Consider the following 24,769-nt stretch of genomic DNA (forward strand, 5'->3'; position numbering starts at 1 on the left):
CGGGGTATCAACATATCTGGCGTTGACTTTTGGCACGCTGTTGAGTTCTCAAGGAACGGACGCTTCCTTCGTACTCACCCGAGAGACTCTCTCAGACTTTCCTCCGGGCGCTTCCCTTCGGTGTTTCCGACTCTATCAGATCTCTTCTCGACCCGATTTCCTCGGCGCTTTCCAGGTTCCCGCTCCCGCGTTTCCCTTTCCGGCTTTCCCGACTCTATCAAACCTTTTCGGATCCGATTCCCGGTCGGCGGGGTTCGCCTTGGGTCCGGGCTTTCGGCCCGACCTTTCGACATTCACTACGTTAGCCGATTCCCGTCGCGACTCATAATCGAGTTCCGCGGGTTTGAATTCGGACGTGCGGGCACACCGAATTCACCCTCTGCGAGGGAGGACGTAAGTAGTGGGTTCGTCGCTTCCGGCTGCTGGCGAGACGCCGTACCCGGTTCAAGCGGCTTGGGCTACATTACGCATCTCCCAGGGCCGCGTCAACTTCGGCGCCGGCGGGGCGTGTGGGCCCGATAGGGGCTCACCGTCGGGTCGTTGGCGATCCAGAAGCGCCAGGGGTGGACCCCTCCGTCCCCGGCGACACCGGTGCGCGGACCGCTGCGTACCTGTTCGGAGGGCACCGGCGTGCCCGTCAGCATGCGCAACGGGGTCTCGCCGACCGCGCACGCGTCCGTGCCGTCGAGCGCGCGGTCCACATCCAGGGCCGTGGCCAGGCGCGCGGGGCCTTTGGCCAGTTCCTTGTCGTTGCGGGCCGAGAGCCGACGCTTCCGGGCCAGCTCCGCGCCTTCGGTGATCTCCCCGGCACGGAGCAGCACGGCGCTGGCCCTGCCCTCCGGGCCGCACACCAGGTTCATGCAGTGCCACATGCCGTAGGTGAAGTAGACGTACACATGGCCGGGCGGACCGAACATCACCTCGTTGCGGGGTGTGGGGCCGCGATAGGCGTGGGAGCCGGGGTCGTTCTGGCCGTCGTAGGCCTCGACCTCCGTCAGGCGCAGTTCGATCGGGCCGTCCGGCGTGGTGCGGACGAGGATGCGGCCCAGCAGGTCGGGGGCGACCTGCAGGACGGGGCGGTCGAAGAAGTCCCTGGGCAGGGGCGTACGGTCGAGGGTCGCGATCACGCCGTACGAGCGTAGTCCAGATGGCTGCGTACCAAAGGGTGGTCAAGGCTCCTCGCCCTTGTAAGGGTGTGGCACGGAACCGGTCCGGGGCCGGATCGCGTTTGTAGGGATCAAGGATCCACGTACGCGTGCACGAAGTGGGGCGGCGGATCTGACGTCGTCCGGGAGGGAAGATTCATGGGGTTCAAGCGGCTGCTCGCGAGCCTGGGTGCCGGCGGGGCGTCGGTCGAGACGGTGCTGACCGAGGTCAATGTCGTACCGGGTGGTGTGGTCCAGGGTGAGGTGCGGATCCAGGGCGGGTCCGTGAGCCAGTCGATCGAGGGCCTGAACGTGGGTCTCCAGGCCAAGGTCGAGGTCGAGGGACACGACGACACGGAGTACAAGCAGAACATCGAGTTCACCAAGGTGCGACTCGGTGGTGCCTTCGAGCTCCAGGCGGGCGCCGTGCACAACGTGCCGTTCGGGCTGGAGATCCCCTGGGAGACGCCGGTCACCATGATCGACGGGCAGGCGCTGCGCGGGATGCACATCGGGGTGACCACGGAGCTGGAGATCGCGCGTGCCGTGGACTCCGGGGATCTGGACCCGATCAATGTGCATCCGCTGCCGGCGCAGAAGGCGATCCTGGACGCGTTCATCCAGCTGGGCTTCCGCTTCAAGAGCGCGGACATGGAGCGCGGTGTCATCCGGGGCACGCGGCAGCGGCTGCCGTTCTACCAGGAGATCGAGTTCTTCCCGCCGTCGCAGTACCGCGGGCTGAACCAGGTCGAGCTGAGCTTCGTCGCGGACGAGCGGGAGATGGACGTCATCCTGGAGATGGACAAGAAGCCGGGCCTGTTCAGCGAGGGCAGCGACTCCTATCGGGCCTTCACGGTCGGTCTGCACGACTTCCACGGCACGGACTGGGCCGGCTACCTCCACCAGTGGCTGTCGGAGGTCGGCAGCAAGCGCAGCTGGTTCTAGGCTCTGCACTGGAACCGGATGATCCACTGATTTCTTGGAGGTGCCGAGGTGACCGACCTGAAGAGGCCGCCACTGCCGCACGACTTCCTTCCGCCCGTGCCGTCGTTCACGGTGACGAGTGAGGACGTCGAGCCGGGGGCCACACTCAAGGACGCTCAGGTCTACGCGGCTGGGAACACCTCGCCGCAGCTCCGCTGGGAGGGCTTCCCGGCCGGGACCAAGAGCTTCGCCGTGACCTGCTACGACCCGGACGCCCCGACCGGCAGCGGGTTCTGGCACTGGGTCCTGTTCGACATCCCGGTGTCGGTCACCGAGCTGCCGGCGGGCGCCGGTACCGGGAAGTTCGAGGGGCTGCCCTCGGGTGTGCACCATGCGCGCAACGACTACGGGTCGAAGGACTTCGGCGGTGCCGCGCCGCCGCCCGGGGACGGGCCGCACCGGTACGTCTTCACCGTGTACGCCGTCGACCAGGAGAAGCTCGGTCCGGACTCGGACGCCTCTCCCGCGGTGGTCGGCTTCAATCTGCGCTTCCACACGCTGGGGCGCGCCCACCTCATCGGTGAGTACGAGAACCCCGCTGAGGGCTGACACACCCGTCGAAGACTGACGTTCATTGAACGTTTGCCCGCCTCCGGTCTTGGAAGTGATCGGAGGCGGGCATTTTTTATTGCGTTGTCCATCTCGGCGCGCCCGTCCAGAGTTGATCCAAGCCCGCCTGGGAGTGGGCCGGTGCACACGGGAGGTGGGCTGGATGCGTGACACGCTGGTGCTGAACGCGAGCTTCGAGCCGCTGTCGACGGTGACGCTGAACCGAGCCGTCGTGCTGGTGCTGCAGGACAAGGCCGTCGTCGAGCAGGCCCACCCCGAACTGCGAATGCGGGGCGCCGATGTGGATATACCGGCGCCCCGCGTCATCAGGCTCTGCCGATATGTACGAGTGCCTTTCCGAAGACAAGCTCCATGGTCGAGGCGGGGTGTCCTGGTGCGGGACCGGCACAGGTGCGCGTACTGCGGACGGCGGGCGACGACCGTGGACCACGTGGTGCCGCGGTCGCACGGTGGCGGCGACACCTGGCTGAACACGGTGGCCTCCTGCGCCGAGGACAACCACCGCAAGGCGAACCGCACCCCGGAGCAGGCGGGGATGCCGCTGCTGCGGCAGCCCTTCGAGCCGACGCCCGCGGACGCGATGCTGCTGGCGCTCGGGCACGACGAGTTCGAGGCGCTGCCGGAGTGGCTGGGACAGCCTGCGGCCTAGTGCCCCACAGGCGGCCCCGTGGCGGCCGCTCGCGGGGCCGTGAGGCCAGGGGATGTGCAGCGGGGCCTGCCTCCTTCGGGAGGCGGGCCCCGGTGTCGTAGGACCGCTGTCGGGTCAGTCGATGGACGGGCGCTCGCGGCGCTCGGTCGCGGTGCTCGAACCGCCGTTGCCGGACCCTCCGGAGGAGCCGCCGCTTCCCGAACCGCCGCCCAGGGGGCCGAAGTTGCCCATGGCGCCGGAGAGTCCCTTCAGGGCGTCGCCGATCTCGCTGGGCACGATCCAGAGCTTGTTGGCGTCGCCTTCGGCGATCTTCGGGAGCATCTGGAGGTACTGGTAGGAGAGCAGCTTCTGGTCCGGGTCGCCGGCGTGGATCGCCTCGAAGACCGTACGGACGGCCTGCGCCTCACCCTCGGCGCGCAGGGCGGCGGCCTTGGCCTCACCTTCGGCGCGCAGGATCTGGGACTGCTTCTCACCTTCGGCGGTGAGGATGGCGGCCTGTCGCGTACCTTCCGCGGTGAGGATCGCGGCGCGCTTGTCACGGTCGGCGCGCATCTGCTTCTCCATCGAGTCCTGGATGGAGGTCGGGGGCTCGATCGCCTTCAGCTCCACGCGGTTGACGCGGATGCCCCACTTGCCGGTGGCCTCGTCGAGGACGCCGCGCAGGGCCGCGTTGATCTCCTCACGGGAGGTCAGGGTGCGCTCCAGGTCCATGCCGCCGATGATGTTGCGGAGGGTGGTGACGGTGAGCTGCTCGATGGCCTGGATGTAGCTGGCGACCTCGTAGGTCGCGGCCCGGGCGTCGGTCACCTGGTAGTAGATGACGGTGTCGATGTTGACGACCAGGTTGTCCTGGGTGATCACCGGCTGCGGCGGGAACGGCACGACCTGTTCGCGCAGGTCGATGCGGTTGCGGATCGAGTCTATGAACGGGACCACGATGTTCAGGCCCGCGTTCAGGGTGCGTGTGTAGCGGCCGAAGCGCTCGACGATGGCGGCGCTCGCCTGTGGGATGACCTGGATCGTCTTGATCAGGGCGATGAAGACCAACACCACCAGAATGATCAGGACGATGATGATCGGTTCCATCGTGATTCCCCGTACCCTTCTCCGCCTCGGCGCCTGTGGAAGATCTTATGGTTGTTGAAGATCTTGCTGGTCGAGTCTGACAGACCGTCGCGTACCTCGTGGCCTGTTCGGTCGAGTTAAGTCCTACGAGGTCACATCACAATCGCCGTGGCTCCGTCGATGTCCACGACGTCCACTTCCTGGCCGACCTCGAAGGCGAGTTCGGCGTCGAGGGAGCGCGCCGACCAGACCTCTCCGGCGAGCTTGATCCGGCCGCCGTTGCCGTCGACGCGCTCCAGGACGAGGGCGTGCCTGCCCTTCAGCGCATCGATGCCGGTGGCGAATTGGGGCCGCTGGGCGCGGTGCCGTGCGGCGATGGGCCGGACCACGGCGATGAGTGCGACGGAGACGACGGCGAAGACCACGACCTGGAGGACGGCGTCGCCGCCCAGGGCGCCGACCGCGGCGGCCGCGACGGCGCCCGCCGCGAGCATCCCGAGCTCCGGCATCGCGGTGATCACGAGACCGATGCCGAGCCCCGCCGCGCCGATCAGCCACCACACCCACGCGTCGATGTTCACATGGTCATGGTAGGGCCGGGGCCCGGTCGCGGACAGGGCGCCTTCGGGGTTGTACGAGCCTGCGTCAGGGGCGTTCGGGGTCAGGACAGGGGCAGACCGTGAGCGGTCCAGCGCTCGCCGACCTGCTCCACCACGAGCGGGAGGCCGAAGCACAGGGAGAGGTTGCGCGAGGTCAGTTCCAGCTCCAGCGGACCCGCGGCGAGCACCTTGCCCTGACGGATCATCAGGACGTGGGAGAAGCCGGGGGCGATCTCCTCGACATGGTGCGTGACCATGATCATGGAGGGGGCGATCGGGTCGCGGGCGAGGCGGCCGAGACGGCGTACGAGGTCCTCGCGGCCGCCGAGGTCGAGACCGGCGGCGGGCTCGTCGAGCAGCAGCAGTTCGGGGTCGGACATCAGGGCGCGGGCGATGAGGGTGCGCTTGCGCTCGCCCTCGGAGAGGGTGCCGAACTTGCGGTCCAGGTACTCGCTCATGCCCAGGCGGTCGAGGAAGGCGCGGGCGCGCTGCTCGTCGACGTCCTCGTACTCCTCCTGCCAGCCGGCCGTCATGCCGTACGCGGCGGTCAGCACGGTCTGCAGGACCGTCTGGCGCTTGGGGAGCTTCTCGGTCATGGCGACACCGGCCACGCCGATGCGCGGACGCAGCTCGAAGACGTCGGTGCCGGGCCTGCCGAGGGTCTCGCCGAGGATGGTCGCGGTGCCCTTGGTCGGGTAGAGGTAGCTGGAGGCGACGTTCAGAAGGGTGGTCTTGCCGGCACCGTTGGGGCCGAGGATGACCCAGCGCTCGCCCTCCTTGACCGACCAGGAGACCTGGTCCACGAGAGCCCGGCCCTCGCGGACCACGGATACGTCCTCCAGCTCCAGAACATCGCTCATGAGCGCGTTGTCTCCCCTTGCAGTGTGGCCGGTGTCGGCTCTCGCGTACGCCTGTGGGCGTGGTCCGCCACGCCGGTGGGCGGGGCCCCCATGAAATCTACGCCACTGGTCGCCCGGTCGATTCCATAGGTCCGGTCCGTAGGGTGGAGGCATGCTCTCGGAACCACGCTCAGGTCGGTTGGCCGCATGGGGGAATGCCCTGTTGGCCGGATTTGTCTCGCCGGACGACGCCGCGTCCGCCATCGTCGGGGAGGACGCGGTGCACCGGGTGGAGGGGCTGCCGGGTGAGTCGGCGCCCGTCGGTCTGACCCTCGCCCTGGGGCGGCTGCGCACGCTCGGGGTGACCGGTCTGCGGGTGGCGCTGCCCGCGCCGGGGCATCCGCTGGGGCTGAGCGGCCCTCCGGAGTTCAACGCGCGGGCGCTGGAGGCCGAGGAGGCGGTGGTCTGTCACGGGGCCGCGTTCGGGCTGGTGCCGGAGGTCGACGAGGCGGGGCCGGCCGGCGATGTGCATGTCGAGGTCGTCTGGCACTGTCTGCCGGTGCGGGAGGCGCCGCCCGCAGACGTGCCCTCGCTCGGGGAGGCCGAGCGGGAGCTGGCGGAGGCCCTGCGCGAGGCGACGGAGGTGCTCTCGCGGCTGGACGTGGCGGGGTCGGGGCCGGTGGCGGAGGCGGCGATCGACGCGTACCGGGCGCGGGCCGAGCGGGGGCAGGAGGTCCTGGCACCGGGGTATCCGCCGCGGGCGGTGCGGGTGCTGGAGCTGGCCCGGCGTGTGGGGCTGCTGATCTCGGTCGCGTACGAGAACGGGCAGGGGGGCGCGGTGAGCGCCTCCGAGATGGCGGCCCGCACCCAAGCGCTGCGCCCGGTGGAGCGGACGGCCCGACGGGCGCAGGTGGCCGCGTACAACGCGATCGTGGAGCAGCGCGAGATGCGATGATCCGTTGCCACAGCCGAAACCGGCCTCCCGGGAGTCCCCGGGAGGCCGGTCAGGAAGAGTGGACCGTCGCCGGCGTCAGTGGTTGAGGCCCAGGTTGCCGAAGGCCGGGTTCAGGAGGCCGATCACGTTCACGGTGTTGCCGACCGCGTTGACGGGCACGTGCACCGGGACCTGGATGACGTTGCCCGACACGACGCCCGGGGAACCCACGGCCCGTCCGTCGGCGTGAGAGCCGTCGTGGGCCGAGGCGAGGCCGGCGCTGGCGGCGATCAGTCCCCCGGCCACCATGGTGACGGCAGCGGCCTTCTTCAGGTTCTTCACTTCTGAGCCCTCTCCTTGCGATCACTGCGGCAGGCGCCGCAGTACGCCTTGGAGAACGGCCGGGATCGATCGAGGATGCGCCACCCGGGGGACATACACCCGACGGTATGAAGATCCGCTCAGCCGTTAACGCCGTGGCGGACGGCCCAGAGCGCGGCCTGGGTGCGGTCGGCCAGGTCCAGCTTCATCAGGATGTTGGAGACATGGGTCTTCACCGTCTTCTCCGAGAGCACCAGCGCACGGGCGATCTCCCGGTTGGACCGCCCGTCCGCGATCAGGCCCAGCACCTCCCGCTCCCGCTCCGTGAGAGAGCCGCCCCGGCCCTGGCCGGCGTTGGTCTCCTCCTGGGACAGCAGCGCGCCCGCCACCTCCGGCTGGAGGAGGATGTGGCCCGCGTGCACCGACCGGATGGCTCCGGCCAGGGCATCGGGGTCCACGTCCTTGTACACGTAGCCGGCGGCGCCCGCGCGCAGGGCCGGCACCACCGTGCGCTGCTCGGTGAAGCTGGTGACGATCAGCACGCGCGCGGGGTGGTCCAGTTCGCGGAGCCTGCGGAGGGCGTCGATGCCGTCCATCCCCGGCATCTTGACGTCCATGAGGATGACGTCGGGGGTCAGCTCCTGGGCGAGGGCGACCCCTTCGGCGCCGTCGGAGGCCTCTCCGACGACCTCGATGTCGTCCTGCACCTCGAGGAAGGTGCGCAGCCCCCGGCGGACGACCTGGTGGTCGTCGACGAGCAGCACCTTGATTGTGTCAGCCACCAGGGACCTCCATCTCGATGGTGGTGCCCTTCCCGGGCGCCGATTCCACGGTCAGCGTGCCGCCGACCCCGCTCGCCCGGTCGCGCATGGAGACCAGCCCGAGGTGGCGTCCCGCCCGGCGCACCGCCTGGGGCTCGAATCCGCCGCCGTCGTCCGTGACGCGTAGGACGGCGCCCGGGCCGCGCTTCTCCAGGGTCACCTCGACGCGCTGGGCACCGGAGTGCCGCAGCGCGTTGTGCAGCGCCTCCTGGGCGACCCGCAGCAGCGCCTCCTCCTGGGCGGCCGGCAGGGCGCGGACGCCCAGGCCGACGAAGGTCACCCGTGCGGTGTGGGCGCGGTCGAGGACCTGGACCTGGGTGCGCAGGGTGTTGACGAGGCCGTCCTCGTCGAGCGCGGCGGGGCGCAGCTCGACCACGGCGGCCCGCAGTTCGTCGGCGGCCTCGGCGGCGAGCGAGGCCACCTGCTGCAGCTCGCCCTTGGCCCGCGCCGGGTCCCGGTGGACCAGGGCGGCCGCCGCCTGGGCGGTGAGCCGCAGGGAGAAGAGCTTCTGGCTGACCGCGTCGTGCAGCTCGTGGGCCAGACGGGAGCGCTCCTCGGCGATGGTCAGCTCGCGGCTGCGTTCGTAGAGCCGGGCGTTGGTGAGGGCGATCGCGGCGTGCTGGGCGAGGATCGAGAGCAGTTCCACGTCGTCCCCGGTGAAGCCGCAGCCGCCTTCCTGTCTCGGGCACCTCTTGTTGGCCAGGAACAGCGCGCCGATGGTCTCGTCTCCGTCGCGGATGGGCAGGCCGAGGAAGTCGGACATCTGCGGGTGGGCGCTCGGCCAGCCCTCGAAACGCGGGTCCTCGCGGACGTCGGCGAGCCGCTCCGTCTTCGCCTCGCGCAGCATCGCGGCGAGGATGCCGTGCTGGCGCGGGAGCGGACCGATGGCTTTCCACTGCTCCTCGGAGACACCGTCCACGACGAACTGGGCGAAGCCCCCGTGGTCGTCCGGGACGCCCAGCGCCGCGTACTCCGCGTCGAGCAGCTCGCGGGCCGAGGCGACGATCGTCTTGAGGACGTCGCGCACCTCCAGATGCCTGCTCATGGCCAGCAGCGCGGAGCTCACCGCGTACAGGCCCGACCGGGGTCCATGGCTCATGACCTCACCGTACCGGCGAGGTGTGACAGGGCGTATCCGCCCGCCGACCACCGTCCTCTACACCGGTGGGCCTAGGCCCGGCCTCGCGCGGGCCCGGGCCGAAGGACCCTGCTTCCTTGTGCCCTCAGCCGCCGCGGCCCGTCTCGGGCGGCGCCCCGAGTCCTCTATATGGGCCCGCACCGCTATATGGGCCCGCACCGCGTCCTCATGTACGGCTGCGGCCGCACGGCACAAACGACCCGCGCGGCCTCGGATCAGCGGCGCCGACCCCTAGCGATCCACTGTGGACCCGACCCCTCACACAGAGCGTTGCTTCAGCAACTGATGGTGAGACACACCCGGACTGCATGTGAGGCCGCGCATAGGACCCACATCACATACGAAGGCGCATAGGAGACAAAGAAGCCCGTGATGAACGGGGACGACAGGCGATTCTGTCCCGTTTTACCCTTCCTGTGTCCACTACCGGGGATCGTACGTCACACCTTTGCGGCAAATTTTTGCGACAGCTAAGAATTGCTCGCGTCGCTCGGCGCCGCAGGCTCTGCCCGCGGCGCTTGTGCTGGAAACATCCGTCTTCCGCCGGCACCAGAAGCGACCTCCGCGCTCAAACAAAGAGGTCCCTCCACATGCCCAAGAACATCACCGCTCTTCGTGCCCGCAGTCGTGAGCTCACCAAGGCCCACAAGATGTCCATCGCCGGTGTGGCCGCCCTCGGCTGCTGCGCCCTCGCGGTCACCGCCGCGCCCAGCGAGGCACAGAGCAAGACCCAGGCGGCCCCCGCCGCCTCCGTCCCGGTGAAGATCGGCAACCAGCCGGCCAAGGCGATCAAGGTCAGCGTCACCGACCAGATGGCTGCCCAGTCCCTCAAGGCCGAGACCATCGCCGCCAAGCAGACGGCCGCCGTCAAGCAGGCGCCCGTGCGGCAGCCCGCCGCGCAGCCGGTGCAGCAGCGTCCGGCCCAGCAGGCCGCGAGCCGGTCCGCGGCGCGCCCGCAGATCCAGCAGCAGGCCGCTCCCACCCCGAGGAGCTACACCAACAACCTCGACGGCTGGATCCGCCAGTCGCTCGACATCATGCACCAGAGGGGCATCCCGGGCTCGTACAACGGCCTGTACCGCAACATCATGCGGGAGTCCTCGGGCAACCCGATGGCCATCAACCTCTGGGACATCAACGCCCAGAACGGCATCCCTTCCAAGGGTCTGCTCCAGGTCATCCAGCCGACCTTCAACACGTACCACGTCGAAGGCACGTCCTGGAACATCTACGACCCGGTCGCGAACATCACCGCCGCCTGCAACTACGCGGCGCACCGGTACGGCTCGATGGACAACGTCAACAGCGCGTACTGAGGTCGGCGCGGGGCCTCTTCTCGCCTGAGAACGCACAAGGGCGGCACCCTCTGGGGGTGCCGCCCTTCCGCGCGTCTCGGGGACGGTTACTTCCGCATGACCTCCGGCTCGTGGCGGCGCAGGAAACGGGCCACCAGGAAGCCGCAGACCACGCCGAGCACGATCAGGGCGGCCATGTCCAGGGTCCAGGCCGACGCCGTGTGGTTCCACAGCGGGTCGGTGCTGGTCGGGTCGTCCGTGTTGGGGGCGATCTTGTTGAAGTCCAGCGTGGCGCCGGCGGCGGCGACCGCCCAGCGGGACGGCATCAGGTACGAGAACTGGTTGACGCCCATCGTGCCGTTCAGCGTGAACAGGCAGCCGGTGAACACGACCTGGATGATCGCGAACATGACCAGCAGCGGCATCGTCTTCTCGGCGGTCTTCACCAGCGAGGAGATGACCAGGCCGACCATCATCGAGGTGAAGCCGAGCGCCATGACCGGCAGACACAGCTCGAACAGCGTGGCATGGCCGAGGATCACGCCCTGGTCCGGGATCGTCCGGCTGGAGAAGCCGATCAGGCCGACCATCAGACCCTGCAGCACGGTGACCGCGCCGAGCACGGCCACCTTGGACATCAGATATGCCGAGCGGGACAGGCCGGTGGCGCGCTCCCGCTCGTAGATGACCCGTTCCTTGATCAGTTCGCGGACGGAGTTGGCGGCGCCCGCGAAGCACGCGCCGACCGCGAGGATCAGCAGGACCGTGGTGGCCGTGCCGTTCGGGACGGGCACACCGGTCTTCGGGTTGACCGGGTTGACCAGCAGTGTCTTGTCACTGTCGATGAGCAGGCTGACCGCGCCGAGCACCGCCGGCAGGATCACCGTCAGCGCCAGGAAGCCCTTGTCGGAGGCTATGACCGCGACATAGCGCCGGATCAGGGTGGCGAGCTGGGAGAACCAGCCCTGTGGCTTGGCCGGCTTGATCGCCTGGGGCGGCGGCATATGGACCGACTGCGGGGCCACGGCGTCGATCTCCGCGGCGTACATCTGGTAGTGCTGCGAGCCCTTCCAGCGACCCGACCAGTCGTAGTCGCGGTAGTTCTCGAAGGCGGAGAAGACATCGGCCCAGGATGCGTAGCCGAAGAAGTTCAGCGCTTCCTCCGGCGGGCCGAAGTAGGCGACGGCCCCGCCCGGTGCCATCACCAGGAGCTTGTCGCACAGGGCCAGCTCGGCCACGGAGTGGGTGACGACGAGGACCGTACGGCCGTCGTCGGCGAGACCCCGCAGCAGCTGCATGACGTCGCGGTCCATGCCCGGGTCGAGACCGGAGGTCGGCTCGTCCAGGAAGATCAGTGACGGCTTGGTGAGCAGTTCCAGAGCCACCGAGACACGCTTGCGCTGACCGCCGGAGAGGGAGGTGACCTTCTTCTCCTTGTGCACGTCCAGCTTCAGCTCGCGCAGCACCTCGTCGATGCGGGCCTCGCGCTCGGCGGCCGTGGTGTCGGCGGGGAAGCGCAGCTTGGCCGCGTACTTCAGGGCCTTCTTGACGGTCAGCTCCTTGTGCAGGATGTCGTCCTGCGGGACCAGACCGATGCGCTGGCGCAGCTCGGCGAACTGCTTGTACAGGTTCCGGTTGTCGTAGAGGACGTCGCCCTGGTTCGCGGGGCGGTAACCGGTGAGCGCCTTCAGCAGCGTCGACTTGCCGGAGCCGGACGGGCCGATGACCGCGATCAGCGACTTCTCCGGGACGCCGAAGGAGACGTCCTTGAGGATCTGCTTGCCGCCGTCGACCGTGACGGTCAGATGGCGCGCGGAGAAGGAGACCTCACCGGTGTCGACGAACTCCTCGAGCCGATCGCCGACCAGACGGAACGTCGAGTGGCCGACGCCGACGATGTCGTTCGGGCCGAGCAGCGCCGACCCGCCCTTGCCGATCGGCATGCCGTTGACGAACGTGCCGTTGTGCGAGCCCAGGTCGCGGATCTCGAAACGGCCGTCGGGCGTGGCGTGGAACTCGGCGTGGTGACGGGAGACCTGGAGGTCGGAGACGACCAGGTCGTTCTCCAGCGCACGGCCGATGCGCATCACCCGGCCGAGGGCGAGCTGGTGGAACGTGGTCGGGCTGCGGTCGCCGTAGACGGGGGACGCCCCCGCGTCGGCGCCGGCACCCTGCTGCTGCGGGACGCGGGCAGCGGACTGCTGCGGGCTTTGCGGAGGCGCCGGTTGCGGTGCCTGCTGCTGGGACGCCTGTTGCTGCGGGCCCGGCTGAGCCCAGCCGGCCCCCGCGCTCCGGGCCGCGTACGGCTGCTGCTGCGGCCCGGCCTGCGGGGCGGCCACCACGGCCGCGGCACCGGACAGACTCAGTCCGGGCCCGTCGGTCGCGTTGCCCAGGTGCACGGTCGTGCCCGCGCCGATCTCCAGCTGCTGGATGCGCCGGCCCCCGACGAACGTACCGTTGGTGCTCCCCCGGTCCTCGAGGATCCAACTGCGGCCGTTCCAGCTGATCGTGGCGTGGCGCCAGGAGACCCTGGCGTCCTCGAGCACGATGTCCCCCTCCGGATCACGTCCGAGGGCGTACGGCCTGGACGCGTCGAGCGTCCAGGTACGTCCATTGAATTCCACTACGAGTTCAGGCACTCCATGCCCCACTGAGTTGTCCCCCGAGTTACCCCCATCACGGGGAGTGTAGGGATGTCGAACATCGTGGGGAACTATTTCAGGCTGAGCGCTCTGACTGAAATTCGGGGCTTGTGACAGGCGTGAACGGGCGTTTCGGTGCGCGCCGTTGACGGAGCTGAAACCCGGCCGGAGAGTGGTGATCCGACGCGAGACGGACATCCGCGGTGGAACGCCGCGGGGCGGACCGGGGGGCTGGCGATGGGCGACAAGGCCGCGAAGGGCGGTGGGAGGCTGCCCTGGACGGATCTGCTGCTGTCCGCGATCGCCTCCGTGAGCTGGGCGTTGATCGGCATGGCCGGGACGGCGGGGCTCGGGCTGCATCTGCTCCGGGCGGATGCGGCCAGCTCGCTCGGGCCGATGACGGCGGCCCTGGTGACGCTGGGTGCGAACGGGTCGGTCCGGCCGTCCGGGGATGTGTCGGCGTTCGGTCTGAAGGGGGCCGAGACGACGACCGCCGTCGACATCACGCCACTGGGCGTCGGTCTGGTGGGTGCGCTGCTGCTGTCGTGGTTCTTCCTGCGTTCCCTGCGGGCGGTGGGAGCGGTCGTCGCCCCCTCGGAACTCCTCGCGCGCGTGAGTGCGGTGGTGGGGTTGTTCGTCGCGATGCTGGGCGGTCTCGCCTGGGTCGGCCACGACGTGGTCACCCTCGACGGGGGCTCGCTCGGGCTGGACAGACTGCCGGGCGGCGGGGGCGGGAGCGGGGGCGGCATCGACGTCCCGGGGCTCGGGAACATCGGGGGGCTGCTGCCGGACCGGATCGGGGACCTCGTCCGTGCGAAGGCCTCGGTCGGCTTCAGCGTCGACACGGTGCCCACGCTGCTCGGGGGCGCGGCATGGGCGGCGGGTGTTCTGGCGATCGCGCTGCTCGCGTCCCGGCGCACGCCCCTGCCCCGAGGCTGGGAGGCCGTGCACCGGGTCGTGCGCCCGGCCGCGTCGTCGCTGGTGACGGTGGCGCTGGTCTCCGTGGTCGCCGGTCTTGCAGCGGCGGCGTACGCGGCGGTCGGCGACGACCATCCGGCGCGGATCGCGGGGGCGGCGCTGCTCGGGGCGCCCAACGGGGTGTGGCTGGCGGTTCCGCTCGGCCTGTTCGTCCCGTGGGACGGCACGGCGTCGGGCGCGCTGGCGACCGTGCTGCCGCATCCGCTGGACCGGCTGCTCGGGGTACGGACGCAGCAACCCGTGACGCTGGACCGGCTGGCCGGACTGGACGGCAGGGTGTGGCTGCTGGCGGTGGCCGCGGCGCTCTTGATGTTGTTCGCCGGTGTGCTGACGGCGGTGCGTACGCCTCTCGTACGAGCCGGGGATGCCGCGGCCGTACCGGGTACGACCGCCTCTGTCGTACGGGCCACGGGTCCCCTCGGCTTCGCAGGGCGCTGTGCGCTTCTGCTCGGGATCGCGACGGCGGTGGTGCTGCCGTTCCTCGCCTGGCTGACGGATGTGTCGGTGGACGCCTCGCTGTCCGTGTTCGGATTCGACGCGTTCGGCGCCGGGATCGAACTGCACGGGCACCTCGGCACGGCGTTGTTGCTGGGCGCGGCGTGGGGCGCGGGGGCCGGGGCCGCCGGGGCGCTGCTCGCGTGGGCGACCGGGGCGGCGGGCAGCCGGGCGGCGCCCCTGGCACGGGGTGACACGACGTCGTGGGCGGCCGCCGCACCTCTGTTCGCACCACGCCCGGCCGGTCCCTACGCTCCGGGAAGCCCGTACCGTCCGCCGAACCCTGACACCAATCCCTATCTACGGCTGCCGGAGCAGCTCCGTGAGCCGCAGGACGCACGGCCCGAGCCGCCGGACGGGGGCGCACGGCCCGCCGGCGACGGCATGTACGGGGCGCCCACGGTGATCGGGCCGATCGAGCGACCCGCCCCGCCGCCCGGACGCCGTCCCCGGGGGACGCTGCCGCCCTCGGACCCGGGACCGCCCCCGCCGCCTCCACCGCCCCCTGCGTCTCCGCCACCCGAGCGGCCCCGTGGGCGCGGCTGACCGGCCTATGAGGGCCCGCGCTCCCGGGCGCCCTCCGCCCTCAGGCCCGCGCTCCCGCCCCGTCCTGCGTCTTCGTCGCCGGGCCAGCCGTTCGTCACCCGCCCGCCATCCACTGTTCCGTGTCCGCTAGACGGACCGGGCACGCGGTCGGCACTGGGTGCCGGATACGGTGGAAACACCATGAGCGCTTCGCAGACCACCGATGCCCCGACCCTCCTTGTCAAGATCTTCGGCAAGGACCGGCCCGGCCTGACGGCCGGACTGTTCGACACCCTGGCCGCTTACGGCGTCGACGTCGTCGACATCGAGCAGGTCGTCACCCGGGGCCGGATGGTGCTGTGTGCCCTCGTGACGATGCCCCCGTCCGGGCTGGAAGGTGATCTTCGGGCGACCGTCCACAGCTGGGCGGAGTCCATGAAGATGCAGGCGGAGATCATCTCCGGGATCGGCGACAACCGTCCGCGCGGCCTCGGACGTTCCCTGGTCACCGTGCTCGGCCATCCGCTGACCGCCGAGTCGACGGCCGCCATCGCCGCCCGTATCGCCGACACCGGCGGCAACATCGACCGCATCTTCCGGCTCGCCAAGTACCCGGTGACGGCCGTCGAGTTCGCCGTGTCCGGTGTGGAGACCGAGCCGCTGCGCACCGCCCTGGTTACCGACGCCGCGGCACTCGGTGTCGACGTCGCCGTCGTCGCGGCCGGTCTGCACCGGCGGGCCCAGCGGCTGGTCGTCATGGACGTCGACTCGACGCTCATCCAGGACGAGGTCATCGAGCTGTTCGCCGCGCACGCCGGGTGCGAGGCGGAGGTGGCCGAGGTGACGGCGGCCGCCATGCGCGGCGAGCTGGACTTCGAGCAGTCGCTGCACGCACGCGTGGCGCTGCTCAAGGGGCTGGACGCGTCGGTGGTCGACAAGGTGCGTGCCGAGGTGCGGCTCACTCCGGGCGCGCGCACCTTGATCCGCACGCTGAAACGACTCGGCTTCCAGGTGGGCGTCGTCTCCGGCGGCTTCACCCAGGTCACGGACGACCTCAAGGAGCGGCTCGGTCTGGACTTCGCGCAGGCCAACACGCTGGAGATCGTCGACGGGAAACTGACCGGCAAGGTCGTCGGCGAGATCGTGGACCGGGCGGGCAAGGCGCGGCTGCTGCGCCGGTTCGCCGCCGAGGCGGGTGTGCCGCTGGCGCAGACCGTGGCGATCGGGGACGGGGCCAACGACCTCGACATGCTGAACGCGGCCGGCCTGGGCGTCGCCTTCAACGCCAAGCCCGTGGTCCGCGAGGCCGCGCACACCGCCGTGAACTTCCCCTTCCTGGACACCGTCCTGTATCTGCTCGGTGTCACCCGGGAAGAGGTCGAGGCGGCGGACATACACGACGACATCCTCTGAGGGCCCTGAGCCGCACGGCGTCAGCGAGGGCCTCGGACTCCGCCGGGGGTCGGCACCGTCACCGGTGCCGGCCCCCGCTGCCGTCCGTGAGGGGGTTACTCGCTCGGCGCCCAGAAGTCGAGCAGGGTGGCCGTACCCGGCTCCAGTGACTTCCAGGAGCCGTCGAGGGAGAGCACGACGAAGCCTGCGGCGGGGAAGCCACGTCGGCCCATCCGCTCGGCGGCCTCGTCCTCGGCTGCTCCCGCGAGGACCTCTGCGAGACCGTGGATGCCCGGGTTGTGGCCGATCAGGACCATGTTCTGGACGTCGTCCGGGGTCTCGTTGACCACGGCGATCAGCTCGCCGGGCGAAGCGTCGTAGATCCGCTCCTCATAGATGGTTTTCGGCCGGTGCGGAAGCTCCTGGACCGCGAGCTTCCAGGTCTCCCGGGTCCGTGTCGCTGTGGAGCAGAGGGCCAAGTCGAGGGCGATGCCGGTGTCGGCCAGCTTGCGGCCGGCGACGGCCGCGTCCTTGCGGCCCCGGTCCGCGAGGGGCCGCTCATGGTCGGCCACCTGCGGCCAGTCGGCCTTCGCATGCCGGAAGAGGACAATCCTGCGAGGTTCTGCGGAGCTCATGGGTCCCAGCTTTGCATGAAAGAGGCCGAGGAGCGCAGGCAGTTGACCCCGTCGGAAGCACGCCCGCGTCCGGGCGTCCGACCAGGCCCTTCCGGGGCCCGCCTCGGCAGACGCGGGCCGTCACCGGCGGGCGCCCGAGGCGTCACCGCGCGTGGTGGGTGATCGTCTGCTGGATCCGCTCGACGAGATGGCCGAAAGCGGGGTCACCACCCGCCCGCGCGTCCGCCGGATTGAGTATCAGCGCCAGCAGCAGCACGAAGGCCAGTGTGGGCAGCGCGAGGGCCCACCAGGGCAGCCGCATGTCGATGCCGCCCGTGCCCGTGGGCGCCGGGTGGGGCCGAGGGTGCGCAGGGGCCGACATGGGTGCCTCCGTGGGTCTTCGAGCGGTCCGTGGTCCGCTGTTCGCGCCCACATCTCGAAGGTAGGGATTCGGAGGCCGTCAACCCATCCGGTGATCCACCCACTTGACCCTGACACTCACCCCCTAAGGGTTGCGGGGGACAACCCCCGGCCGGGGGCTGGAGGTACCCCCCGTCAGGGTGAGGCGATCGTGGCGATGACGGCGATGATCACGAAGATGGCGAAGAACGCGCCGAAGACGAGCAGCATCTTCTTCTGGCCGTTCTGGGGATTCGGGTCGAGCACGGGCATACGGTCAGTTTCGCACCCCTCCCCCGCCCGTCTTCCGGCGGGGTCGCCACCGGCCTGCGGACCGCACCCGGCCGGTCCGCGCCCGGCCGGGTGCACCCGGTCGACGTACTCAGGGATCCCGCAGGTCACCCCCTCCTTCAGCGCGCCGCCTCGTCCTCCACGGTCCGGTCGCGGCCCGCCAGGACGCCCACCGCGACCTGCGGGACCATCAGTCCGGCCATCAGGGCGAGCGGCAGGCCCCAACCGCCGCTGTGCTGGTAGAGGACGCCAACCAGGAGCGGCCCCGGGACCGACAGCAGATAGCCGGTGCTCTGCGCGAAGGCCGACAGCTTGGCCACGCCCGCGCTCGTCCGGGCCCGCATGCCCACCATGGTCAGGGCCAGGGGGAAGGAGCAGTTGGCGATCCCGAGCAGCAGCGCCCAGGCCCAGGCGCCGGCCGCCGGGGCCCAGTACAGGCCCGCGTACCCGGCCAGACCGCAGATGCCGAGCATGACCGCGATCGGCCCCTGGTGCGGCAGCCGGGTGGCCAGCCGCGGGATGACGAAGGCGAGGGGCACGCCCATCGCCATGGTGACGGCCAGCAGCACTCCGGCCGTGCCCGCGGACACCCCGGCGTCACGGAAGATCTGCGCCATCCAGCCCATCGTGATGTAGGCGGCCGTGGCCTGGAGGCCGAAGAAGACGGCCAGCGCCCATGCGGTGCGGCTCCGGGTGATCCGCAGCCCGTCGGGTTCGCCCCGGTCGGTGTCGGCGGCGGGGGTGCTCTGCGCGGAACGGGCACCGCGGGCGCGGACGAACGGGATCCACGGCAGCACGGCCGCCGCCGACAGCGCCGCCCAGAGCGCGAGACCCGACTGCCAGTGACCGCCCAGGGCGTCGGTCAGGGGGACCGTGGCCGCCGCCGCGGCGGACGTGCCCAGGGCGAGCGCCATCGAGTACAGGCCGGTCATCGACCCCACCCGGTCCGGGAACCAGCGCTTGACGATCACCGGCATCAGGACGTTGCTGACGGCGATACCCATCAGGGCGAGCGCGCTGGCGGCCAGGAAGCCCGCGGTGCTCCCGGTGTAGGGGCGGATCACGAGGCCGACGGTGATCGCGACCATTCCGGCGCAGACCACGGCGCCCGGGCCGAGGCGGCGGGCCAGCCGGGGGGCCATGACGCCGAAGACGGCGAAGCACAGCGGGGGGACGGAGGTCAGCAGTCCGGCGACGCTGCCGCTCATGCCGAGCCCGTCGCGCACCTCTTCGAGGAGGGCACCGAAGCTGGTGATGGCGGGCCGCAGGTTGAGCGCGGTGAGCACGATGCCGACGACCAGCACACGTGTGGTCCACGCGTGCGTGCCGGCCGCTCCGCCCCCGGGGCGCGCGCCCGCGCCGTCGTGTGCGGGGGCGGAGCCGGGGACCGGTGTGAACGTGGGGGCCGGTGCGGACGTTGCCGTCCCGGTCTCATCGAAAGCCATAGAGCACATCATAGAATCATGGGATGAATCAGGGTCCAATTCCCTTGCGTTACGCTCCGGATACCCCGGCCCCGCAACCAGGCCCGCACGAAGGACCGTCATGCCGCTGAGCCACCCCCGCCGATCCGCGTTGTCCGAACAGGTCATCGCCGAACTGCGGAACCAGATCACCTCGGGCGAATGGCCGGTGGGCTCCCGTATCCCGACCGAGACCGAGCTGGTCGACCAGCTCGGGGTCGCGCGCAACACGGTCCGTGAGGCCGTCCGCGCGCTCGCGCACAACGGTCTGCTGGACATCCGCCAGGGATCGGGCACCTATGTGGCGGCGACCAGCGAGCTGGCGGGCGTGATGCACCGGCGGTTCGCCGACGCCGACCCCACCCACGTCGCCGAGCTGCGCTCCACCCTGGAGTCGGGTGCCGCCCAGCTGGCCGCCGAGCGGCGCACCGAGCGCGACCTCAAGCAGCTGGACGCGCTTCTGCTGCGTCGTGAGGAGGCCTGGGAGTCCGGGGACGCGGAGGCCTTCGTGACCGCCGACGCCACGTTCCACATGGCCGTGGTGGCGGCGTCGCACAACGACGTCATGACGGCGATGTACGCGGACCTGGGCGAGGTGCTGCGGGACTGGCTGCGCGACGACGTCGGCGGGGAGCTCACGCCGGAGACGTACATGGACCACGCGGGGCTGGTGGACGCGATCCGCGCGGGCGACGCGGCCGCGGCGGCCGCGGAGGCGGCGAGCTATCCGTTCATGTGCCGCCCCGGCCGGTCACAGGCCGCGAAGGGCTGACCGAACGGGCGATGCCCCGCTCCCCGCGCGCAGCGGGAAACGGGGCATCGACCTCGTACGACGGGAGCCGGGGCCGCACGGGCGGCGTCGGCCCGTGACGGCTCAGGCGCCGATGGCGTGCAGACCACCGTCCACGTGGATGATCTCGCCGGTGGTCTTCGGGAACCAGTCGCTCAGCAGGGCGACGATGCCCCGGCCGGCCGGCTCCGGGTCCTTCAGGTCCCACTCCAGCGGAGAGCGGTTGTCCCACACGGAGGCCAGCTCGCCGAAGCCCGGGATGGACTTGGCGGCCATGGAGCCGAGCGGGCCCGCGGAGATCAGGTTGCAGCGGATGTTCTGCTTGCCCAGGTCACGCGCGATGTAGCGGCTGGTGGCCTCCAGGGCGGCCTTGGCCGGGCCCATCCAGTCGTACTGCGGCCAGGCGAACTGCGCGTCGAAGGTGAGGCCCACGACCGAGCCGCCGTTCTGCATCAGCGGCAGGCAGGCCATGGTCAGCGACTTCAGGGAGTACGCCGAGACGTGCATGGCGGTGGCCACGGACTCGAACGGCGTGTTCAGGAAGTTGCCGCCGAGCGCGTCCTGCGGCGCGAAGCCGATGGAGTGGACGACGCCGTCGAGGCCGCCCAGCTCCTCACCGACGATGTCGGCCAGCCGCCCGAGGTGCTCGTCGTTGGTGACGTCGAGCTCGATGACCTTGGTGGGCTTGGGGAGCTTCTTGGCGATGCGCTCGGTCAGCGTGGGCCGCGGGAAGGCGGTCAGGATGATCTCGGCGCCCTGCTCCTGGGCCAGCTTGGCGGCGTGGAAGGCGATGGAGGACTCCATCAGCACACCGGAGATCAGGACGCGCTTGCCCTCGAGAATTCCGCTCATGGTGATCAGTGACCCATTCCCAGTCCGCCGTCAACGGGGATGACGGCTCCAGTGATGTACGAGGCGTCGTCGGAGGCGAGGAACCGCACCGTCGCGGCGATCTCCTCCGGCCGCGCGTACCGGCCGAGCGGTACCTGCGACACGATGTTCTGGCGCTGCTCGTCGGTGAGCACCTTGGTCATGTCCGTGTCGACGAAGCCGGGGGCGACGACGTTGAAGGTGATGTTGCGCGAGCCCAGCTCACGGGCGAGGGAGCGCGCGAAGCCGACCAGGGCGGCCTTGGAGGCGGCGTAGTTCGCCTGCCCGGCGGACCCGAGCAGCCCCACGACCGACGAGATGAGGACGACGCGGCCCTTCTTGGCGCGCAGCATGCCGCGGTTGGCGCGCTTGACGACGCGGAAGGTGCCGGTGAGGTTGGTGTCGATGACCGAGGTGAAGTCCTCCTCGGACATCCGCATCAGAAGCTGGTCCTTGGTGACGCCGGCGTTGGCGACCAGGATCTCGACCGGGCCGTGCTCGGCCTCGATCTCCTTGTAGGCCTGCTCCACCTGCTCGGTGTCGGTGATGTCGCACTTGACCGCGAGGAAGCCGGCCGGCGGCTCGCCCGAGCGGTACGTGATCGCGACCTTGTCGCCGGCGTCGGCGAACGCGCGGGCGATGGCGAGGCCGATGCCCCGGTTGCCTCCAGTGACGAGAACCGAGCGGCTCAACGGATCACCCTTTCGATAGCGGTCTGGAACCCCTGCACAGACAGGCGCCTTCATCGAAAACCTATCGGTCCCGGCCGCCGCGCGGACAATCGGGCACCGACAGTGGCGCCGGGGGCACGCTGTCGGATCCCTACAGAATCGGCCGCCGCGGAGTGAGTCGGGACGGTCCCGGGAGGCGGAGGTCCGGTCGCCGGACGCAAAGGTGTGGTCCGTACGGTCACTCGCGAGACATGATCGGATCCGACAGGCCACGACAGCAGGGAGACCTCCGTGCCGCATTCCATCGACGAAGCCTTCACGGCACTGCCGTTGCGGGCCCTGGCCGACGCCGCGCTGGCACGCGCGCGTGCGCTGGGGGCCGAACACGCGGACTTCCGCTTCGAGCGGGTGCGCAGCGCCGCGTGGCGGTTGCGCGACGGCAAGACCGCCGGGTCGTCGGACACGACCGATCTGGGGTACGCGGTGCGGGTCGTGCACGGCGGGACCTGGGGGTTCGCCTCGGGTGTCGACATGACTCTCGACGCCGCCGCCAAGGTCGCGTCGCAGGCGGTGGCGATGGCCAGGCTGTCGGCGCAGGTGACCAAGGCGGCGGGGTCGGACGTGGGGGCACCTCCCGCGTCTTTCGGGCAGGGGGGGAGGGTGGAGCTGGCATCGGAGCCGGTGCACGCGGAGCGGACCTGGGTGTCCTCGTACGAGATCGATCCGTTCACCGTGCCCGACGAGCACAAGACGGGGCTGCTGGCCGACTGGTGCGCGCGGCTGCTCGCGGCCGACGGCGTCGATCATGTGGACGCCTCGCTGCTGACCGTCCACGAGAACAAGTTCTACGCCGACACCGCGGGCACCGTGACCACCCAGCAGCGCGTACGGCTGCACCCGGAGCTGACCGCGGTCTCGGTCGACGAGTCCACCGGTGAGTTCGACTCGATGCGCACGCTCGCGCCGCCAGCCGGCCGCGGCTGGGAGTATCTGACGGGCACCGGCTGGGACTGGGACGCGGAGCTGGAGCAGATGCCGGAGCTGCTCGCCGAGAAGATGCGCGCGCCGAGTGTGCAGGCGGGCGTGTACGACCTGGTCGTCGACCCGTCCAACCTGTGGCTGACCATTCACGAGTCCATCGGTCACGCCACCGAGCTGGACCGGGCGCTCGGCTACGAGGCCGCGTACGCCGGTACCTCCTTCGCCACCTTCGACCGGCTCGGCAAGCTGCGGTACGGCTCCGAGCTGATGAACGTCACCGGCGACCGCACCGCCGAGCACGGCCTCGCGACGATCGGCTACGACGACGAGGGCGTCGAGGCCCAGTCCTGGGACCTGGTCAAGGACGGCACGCTGGTCGGCTACCAGCTGGACCGGCGCATGGCCCGGCTGACCGGGTTCGAGCGGTCCAACGGATGTGCCTATGCCGACTCGCCCGGGCACGTTCCCGTGCAGCGCATGGCGAATGTGTCGCTCCAACCGGATCCGGCCGGGCTGTCGACCGAGGACCTGATCGGCAGCGTGGACCGCGGCATCTATGTCGTCGGGGACCGCTCCTGGTCCATCGACATGCAGCGCTACAACTTCCAGTTCACGGGCCAGCGGTTCTTCCGGATCGAGAACGGGCGGATCACCGGCCAGCTCCGCGATGTCGCCTACCAGGCCACGACCACGGACTTCTGGGGTTCGATGTCGGCCGTCGGCGGTCCGCAGACGTATGTCCTGGGCGGCGCCTTCAACTGCGGCAAGGCCCAGCCGGGCCAGGTCGCCGCGGTCTCGCACGGCTGCCCGTCCGCCCTGTTCAGGGGCGTCAACATTCTCAACACCACGCAGGAGGCCGGTCGATGAGCGCCCGTACGAACAAGCCGCACGAGATCGTCGAGCGCGCCCTCGCGATGTCCCGCGCGGACGGGTGCGTCGTCATCGCCGACGAGCACTCCACGGCCAACCTCCGCTGGGCGGGCAACGCGCTGACCACGAACGGGGTCACGCGCGGGCGCACCCTCACCGTCGTGGCGACCGTCGACGGCGCGCAGGGCACGGCGTCCGGGGTGGTCTCCCGCTCAGCCGTCACCGCGGACGAGCTGGAGCCGCTGGTCCGGGCCGCGGAGGCCGCCGCACGCGGCGCGGGCCCCGCCGAGGACGCGCAACCGCTGGTGACGGGGGTGGCGCAGTCCCCGGACTTCACGGAGCCGCCCGTGGAGACCTCCTCCGCCGTGTTCACGGACTTCGCGCCGGCGCTCGGCGAGTCCTTCGCACGCGCGCGTGCGGGCGGCCGCGAGCTGTACGGCTTCGCCAACCACGAACTCGTCTCGACGTATGTCGGTACGTCGACCGGGCTGCGGCTGCGCCACGACCAGCCGAGCGGCACCCTGGAGCTCAACGCCAAGTCCCCGGACCGCCTGCGCTCGGCATGGGCGGGATGTTCGACGCGGGATTTCAAGGACGTCGACCCGGCGGCGCTGGACGCCGAGCTGGCGCAGCGGCTGGCCTGGGCGAAGCGCAAGGTCGAGCTGCCCGCGGGCCGGTACGAGACGCTGCTGCCGCCGACCGCGGTCGCGGACCTGCTGATCTACCAGATGTGGTCGTCGACGGCCCGGAACGCGGCCGAGGGCCGCACGGTCTTCAGCAAGCCCGGTGGCGGCACGCGGGTCGGCGAGCGGCTCTCCCGTCTGCCGCTGACCCTGCGCAGCGACCCGAACGAGCCCGGCCTGGAGACGGCGCCCTTCGTGATCTCGCACTCCTCCGGCGACGCCGCGTCGGTCTTCGACAACGGGCTGCCGCTGACGGCCACCGAGTGGATCGGCGACGGAGAGCTGCGGCATCTGACGACCACCCGGCACAGCGCGGCCCTCACCGGCCTCCCGCTCGCCCCGGCGATCGGGAACCTGATCCTGGACGGCGGCTCCGACCGCTCCCGGGAGGAGATGGTCGCGGACACCGAGCGTGGGCTGCTGCTGACCTGCCTCTGGTACATCCGCGAGGTCGACCCGGCGACGCTGCTGCTGACCGGACTGACCCGGGACGGCGTCTACCTCGTGGAGAACGGCGAGGTCACCGGAGAGGTCAACAACTTCCGGTTCAACGAGTCCCCGGTCGACCTGCTCGGGCGGGCCGCGGAGGCCGGGCGCACGGAAAAGACGCTGCCGAGGGAGTGGAGCGACTGGTTCACCAGGGCTGCGATGCCGGCCCTGAGGGTGCCGGACTTCAATATGAGCTCTGTCAGCCAGGGCGTATAACCTCGTAGCCGGTGGTCGTTCGACCGCCGCCGACGTCATC

The 24,769-nt window shown here is 70.4% G+C and carries 24 protein-coding genes; 10 read left to right on the top strand and 14 right to left on the bottom strand.

Features of this window, described 5'->3' with window-relative positions:
• Positions 1-485 precede the first annotated feature (485 nt).
• Positions 486-1,127, bottom strand: a complete 642-nt coding sequence (locus tag ACFYX0_RS23735) for a DNA-3-methyladenine glycosylase (protein WP_355903165.1) — start codon at positions 1,125-1,127, stop codon at positions 486-488.
• Positions 1,128-1,304: 177 nt separating this feature from the next.
• On the opposite strand from ACFYX0_RS23735, the gene ACFYX0_RS23740 reads away from it, so the two are divergent.
• From ACFYX0_RS23740 to ACFYX0_RS23750, 3 genes are all read left to right on the top strand, one after another.
• Complete coding sequence (locus tag ACFYX0_RS23740; protein WP_388972917.1) at positions 1,305-2,090, top strand: sporulation protein; 786 nt, start codon at positions 1,305-1,307, stop codon at positions 2,088-2,090.
• Positions 2,091-2,138: 48 nt separating this feature from the next.
• The gene (locus ACFYX0_RS23745; protein WP_388972919.1) at positions 2,139-2,678 is read left to right on the top strand and encodes a YbhB/YbcL family Raf kinase inhibitor-like protein; all 540 of its coding nucleotides are present in this window, start codon (positions 2,139-2,141) and stop codon (positions 2,676-2,678) included.
• A 163-nt stretch (positions 2,679-2,841) separates the two neighbouring features.
• Positions 2,842-3,348 carry an HNH endonuclease gene (locus ACFYX0_RS23750; RefSeq protein ID WP_311698192.1) on the top strand — a complete coding sequence of 169 codons (507 nt, stop codon included), beginning with the start codon at positions 2,842-2,844 and terminating at the stop codon, positions 3,346-3,348.
• A 114-nt stretch (positions 3,349-3,462) separates the two neighbouring features.
• Here ACFYX0_RS23750 and ACFYX0_RS23755 read toward each other — a convergent pair whose 3' ends face one another.
• From ACFYX0_RS23755 to ACFYX0_RS23765, 3 genes are all read right to left on the bottom strand, one after another.
• Positions 3,463-4,434, bottom strand: a complete 972-nt coding sequence (locus ACFYX0_RS23755; protein WP_311698191.1) for an SPFH domain-containing protein — start codon at positions 4,432-4,434, stop codon at positions 3,463-3,465.
• 131 nt (positions 4,435-4,565) lie between these two features.
• Positions 4,566-4,994, bottom strand: a complete 429-nt coding sequence (locus tag ACFYX0_RS23760; RefSeq protein ID WP_388972920.1) for an NfeD family protein — start codon at positions 4,992-4,994, stop codon at positions 4,566-4,568.
• An 80-nt stretch (positions 4,995-5,074) separates the two neighbouring features.
• Positions 5,075-5,872, bottom strand: a complete 798-nt coding sequence (locus ACFYX0_RS23765; protein WP_311698189.1) for an ABC transporter ATP-binding protein — start codon at positions 5,870-5,872, stop codon at positions 5,075-5,077.
• 151 nt (positions 5,873-6,023) lie between these two features.
• Between ACFYX0_RS23765 and ACFYX0_RS23770 the strand changes: the two genes are divergently transcribed.
• Entirely contained in the window at positions 6,024-6,806 is a 783-nt protein-coding gene (locus tag ACFYX0_RS23770; protein ID WP_388972922.1) for a hypothetical protein, read from the top strand.
• Between the two features lie 75 nt (positions 6,807-6,881).
• Here ACFYX0_RS23770 and ACFYX0_RS23775 read toward each other — a convergent pair whose 3' ends face one another.
• From ACFYX0_RS23775 to ACFYX0_RS23785, 3 genes are all read right to left on the bottom strand, one after another.
• A complete protein-coding gene (locus ACFYX0_RS23775) occupies positions 6,882-7,127 on the bottom strand; it encodes a chaplin (protein WP_311698187.1) in 246 nt (81 codons plus the stop codon).
• A 119-nt stretch (positions 7,128-7,246) separates the two neighbouring features.
• Positions 7,247-7,888, bottom strand: a complete 642-nt coding sequence (locus tag ACFYX0_RS23780; protein WP_355903185.1) for a response regulator transcription factor — start codon at positions 7,886-7,888, stop codon at positions 7,247-7,249.
• Entirely contained in the window at positions 7,881-9,026 is a 1,146-nt protein-coding gene (locus ACFYX0_RS23785) for a GAF domain-containing sensor histidine kinase (RefSeq protein ID WP_388972924.1), read from the bottom strand. Before ACFYX0_RS23785 ends, ACFYX0_RS23780 begins: the two co-directional genes overlap by 8 nt.
• A gap of 629 nt (positions 9,027-9,655) precedes the next feature.
• Here ACFYX0_RS23785 and ACFYX0_RS23790 point away from each other — a divergent pair.
• Positions 9,656-10,381 (top strand): transglycosylase SLT domain-containing protein, encoded by a 726-nt coding sequence (locus ACFYX0_RS23790; protein WP_388972925.1) that lies wholly within the window; start codon positions 9,656-9,658, stop codon positions 10,379-10,381.
• Positions 10,382-10,467: 86 nt separating this feature from the next.
• Here the strand turns inward: ACFYX0_RS23790 and ACFYX0_RS23795 are convergent, their stop codons facing one another.
• Complete coding sequence (locus ACFYX0_RS23795) at positions 10,468-12,999, bottom strand: FHA domain-containing protein (RefSeq protein WP_388972927.1); 2,532 nt, start codon at positions 12,997-12,999, stop codon at positions 10,468-10,470.
• Between the two features lie 240 nt (positions 13,000-13,239).
• Here ACFYX0_RS23795 and ACFYX0_RS23800 point away from each other — a divergent pair, with 240 nt between their 5' ends.
• Complete coding sequence (locus ACFYX0_RS23800) at positions 13,240-15,021, top strand: streptophobe family protein (RefSeq protein WP_388972929.1); 1,782 nt, start codon at positions 13,240-13,242, stop codon at positions 15,019-15,021.
• A 180-nt stretch (positions 15,022-15,201) separates the two neighbouring features.
• Complete coding sequence (gene serB / locus ACFYX0_RS23805; protein WP_388972930.1) at positions 15,202-16,413, top strand: phosphoserine phosphatase SerB; 1,212 nt, start codon at positions 15,202-15,204, stop codon at positions 16,411-16,413.
• Between the two features lie 95 nt (positions 16,414-16,508).
• Here serB and ACFYX0_RS23810 read toward each other — a convergent pair whose 3' ends face one another.
• From ACFYX0_RS23810 to ACFYX0_RS23825, 4 genes are all read right to left on the bottom strand, one after another.
• Positions 16,509-17,027 (bottom strand): histidine phosphatase family protein, encoded by a 519-nt coding sequence (locus ACFYX0_RS23810; RefSeq protein ID WP_311698180.1) that lies wholly within the window; start codon positions 17,025-17,027, stop codon positions 16,509-16,511.
• Between the two features lie 142 nt (positions 17,028-17,169).
• A complete protein-coding gene (locus ACFYX0_RS23815) occupies positions 17,170-17,388 on the bottom strand; it encodes a hypothetical protein (protein ID WP_388972931.1) in 219 nt (72 codons plus the stop codon).
• A 173-nt stretch (positions 17,389-17,561) separates the two neighbouring features.
• Complete coding sequence (locus ACFYX0_RS23820; RefSeq protein ID WP_269658448.1) at positions 17,562-17,678, bottom strand: SGM_5486 family transporter-associated protein; 117 nt, start codon at positions 17,676-17,678, stop codon at positions 17,562-17,564.
• 137 nt (positions 17,679-17,815) lie between these two features.
• A complete protein-coding gene (locus ACFYX0_RS23825) occupies positions 17,816-19,141 on the bottom strand; it encodes a CynX/NimT family MFS transporter (protein WP_388972933.1) in 1,326 nt (441 codons plus the stop codon).
• A gap of 100 nt (positions 19,142-19,241) precedes the next feature.
• Here ACFYX0_RS23825 and ACFYX0_RS23830 point away from each other — a divergent pair, with 100 nt between their 5' ends.
• Entirely contained in the window at positions 19,242-19,931 is a 690-nt protein-coding gene (locus tag ACFYX0_RS23830; protein ID WP_388972935.1) for a FadR/GntR family transcriptional regulator, read from the top strand.
• A 102-nt stretch (positions 19,932-20,033) separates the two neighbouring features.
• Here the strand turns inward: ACFYX0_RS23830 and fabI are convergent, their stop codons facing one another.
• Both fabI and fabG read right to left on the bottom strand, forming a co-directional pair.
• Positions 20,034-20,801 carry an enoyl-ACP reductase FabI gene (gene fabI, locus ACFYX0_RS23835; RefSeq protein WP_311698175.1) on the bottom strand — a complete coding sequence of 256 codons (768 nt, stop codon included), beginning with the start codon at positions 20,799-20,801 and terminating at the stop codon, positions 20,034-20,036.
• 5 nt (positions 20,802-20,806) lie between these two features.
• The gene (gene fabG, locus ACFYX0_RS23840) at positions 20,807-21,511 is read right to left on the bottom strand and encodes a 3-oxoacyl-[acyl-carrier-protein] reductase (RefSeq protein ID WP_311698174.1); all 705 of its coding nucleotides are present in this window, start codon (positions 21,509-21,511) and stop codon (positions 20,807-20,809) included.
• 270 nt (positions 21,512-21,781) lie between these two features.
• Between fabG and ACFYX0_RS23845 the strand changes: the two genes are divergently transcribed.
• The gene (locus tag ACFYX0_RS23845) at positions 21,782-23,338 is read left to right on the top strand and encodes a TldD/PmbA family protein (RefSeq protein ID WP_388972937.1); all 1,557 of its coding nucleotides are present in this window, start codon (positions 21,782-21,784) and stop codon (positions 23,336-23,338) included.
• Positions 23,335-24,729 (top strand): metallopeptidase TldD-related protein, encoded by a 1,395-nt coding sequence (locus ACFYX0_RS23850; protein ID WP_388972938.1) that lies wholly within the window; start codon positions 23,335-23,337, stop codon positions 24,727-24,729. Before ACFYX0_RS23845 ends, ACFYX0_RS23850 begins: the two co-directional genes overlap by 4 nt.
• Positions 24,730-24,769 lie beyond the last annotated feature (40 nt).

The organism is Streptomyces sp. NPDC002573 (assembly GCF_042889625.1).
Taxonomy (GTDB): Bacteria; Actinomycetota; Actinomycetes; order Streptomycetales; family Streptomycetaceae; genus Streptomyces; species Streptomyces gibsoniae.

What these genes read in the sequence shown, in the direction of transcription:
- ACFYX0_RS23815 (WP_388972931.1), bottom strand. Translation starts at nt 17,388, where the DNA reads ATGTCGGCCCCTGCGCACCCTCGGCCCCACCCGGCGCCCACGGGCACG.
- ACFYX0_RS23820 (WP_269658448.1), bottom strand. Translation starts at nt 17,678, where the DNA reads ATGCCCGTGCTCGACCCGAATCCCCAGAACGGCCAGAAGAAGATGCTG.
- ACFYX0_RS23755 (WP_311698191.1), bottom strand. Translation starts at nt 4,434, where the DNA reads ATGGAACCGATCATCATCGTCCTGATCATTCTGGTGGTGTTGGTCTTC.
- ACFYX0_RS23850 (WP_388972938.1), top strand. Translation starts at nt 23,335, where the DNA reads ATGAGCGCCCGTACGAACAAGCCGCACGAGATCGTCGAGCGCGCCCTC.
- ACFYX0_RS23740 (WP_388972917.1), top strand. Translation starts at nt 1,305, where the DNA reads ATGGGGTTCAAGCGGCTGCTCGCGAGCCTGGGTGCCGGCGGGGCGTCG.
- ACFYX0_RS23785 (WP_388972924.1), bottom strand. Translation starts at nt 9,026, where the DNA reads ATGAGCCATGGACCCCGGTCGGGCCTGTACGCGGTGAGCTCCGCGCTG.
- ACFYX0_RS23765 (WP_311698189.1), bottom strand. Translation starts at nt 5,872, where the DNA reads ATGAGCGATGTTCTGGAGCTGGAGGACGTATCCGTGGTCCGCGAGGGC.
- ACFYX0_RS23825 (WP_388972933.1), bottom strand. Translation starts at nt 19,141, where the DNA reads ATGGCTTTCGATGAGACCGGGACGGCAACGTCCGCACCGGCCCCCACG.
- ACFYX0_RS23810 (WP_311698180.1), bottom strand. Translation starts at nt 17,027, where the DNA reads ATGAGCTCCGCAGAACCTCGCAGGATTGTCCTCTTCCGGCATGCGAAG.
- serB (WP_388972930.1), top strand. Translation starts at nt 15,202, where the DNA reads ATGAGCGCTTCGCAGACCACCGATGCCCCGACCCTCCTTGTCAAGATC.
- ACFYX0_RS23800 (WP_388972929.1), top strand. Translation starts at nt 13,240, where the DNA reads ATGGGCGACAAGGCCGCGAAGGGCGGTGGGAGGCTGCCCTGGACGGAT.
- ACFYX0_RS23790 (WP_388972925.1), top strand. Translation starts at nt 9,656, where the DNA reads ATGCCCAAGAACATCACCGCTCTTCGTGCCCGCAGTCGTGAGCTCACC.
- ACFYX0_RS23830 (WP_388972935.1), top strand. Translation starts at nt 19,242, where the DNA reads ATGCCGCTGAGCCACCCCCGCCGATCCGCGTTGTCCGAACAGGTCATC.
- ACFYX0_RS23750 (WP_311698192.1), top strand. Translation starts at nt 2,842, where the DNA reads ATGCGTGACACGCTGGTGCTGAACGCGAGCTTCGAGCCGCTGTCGACG.
- ACFYX0_RS23770 (WP_388972922.1), top strand. Translation starts at nt 6,024, where the DNA reads ATGCTCTCGGAACCACGCTCAGGTCGGTTGGCCGCATGGGGGAATGCC.
- fabI (WP_311698175.1), bottom strand. Translation starts at nt 20,801, where the DNA reads ATGAGCGGAATTCTCGAGGGCAAGCGCGTCCTGATCTCCGGTGTGCTG.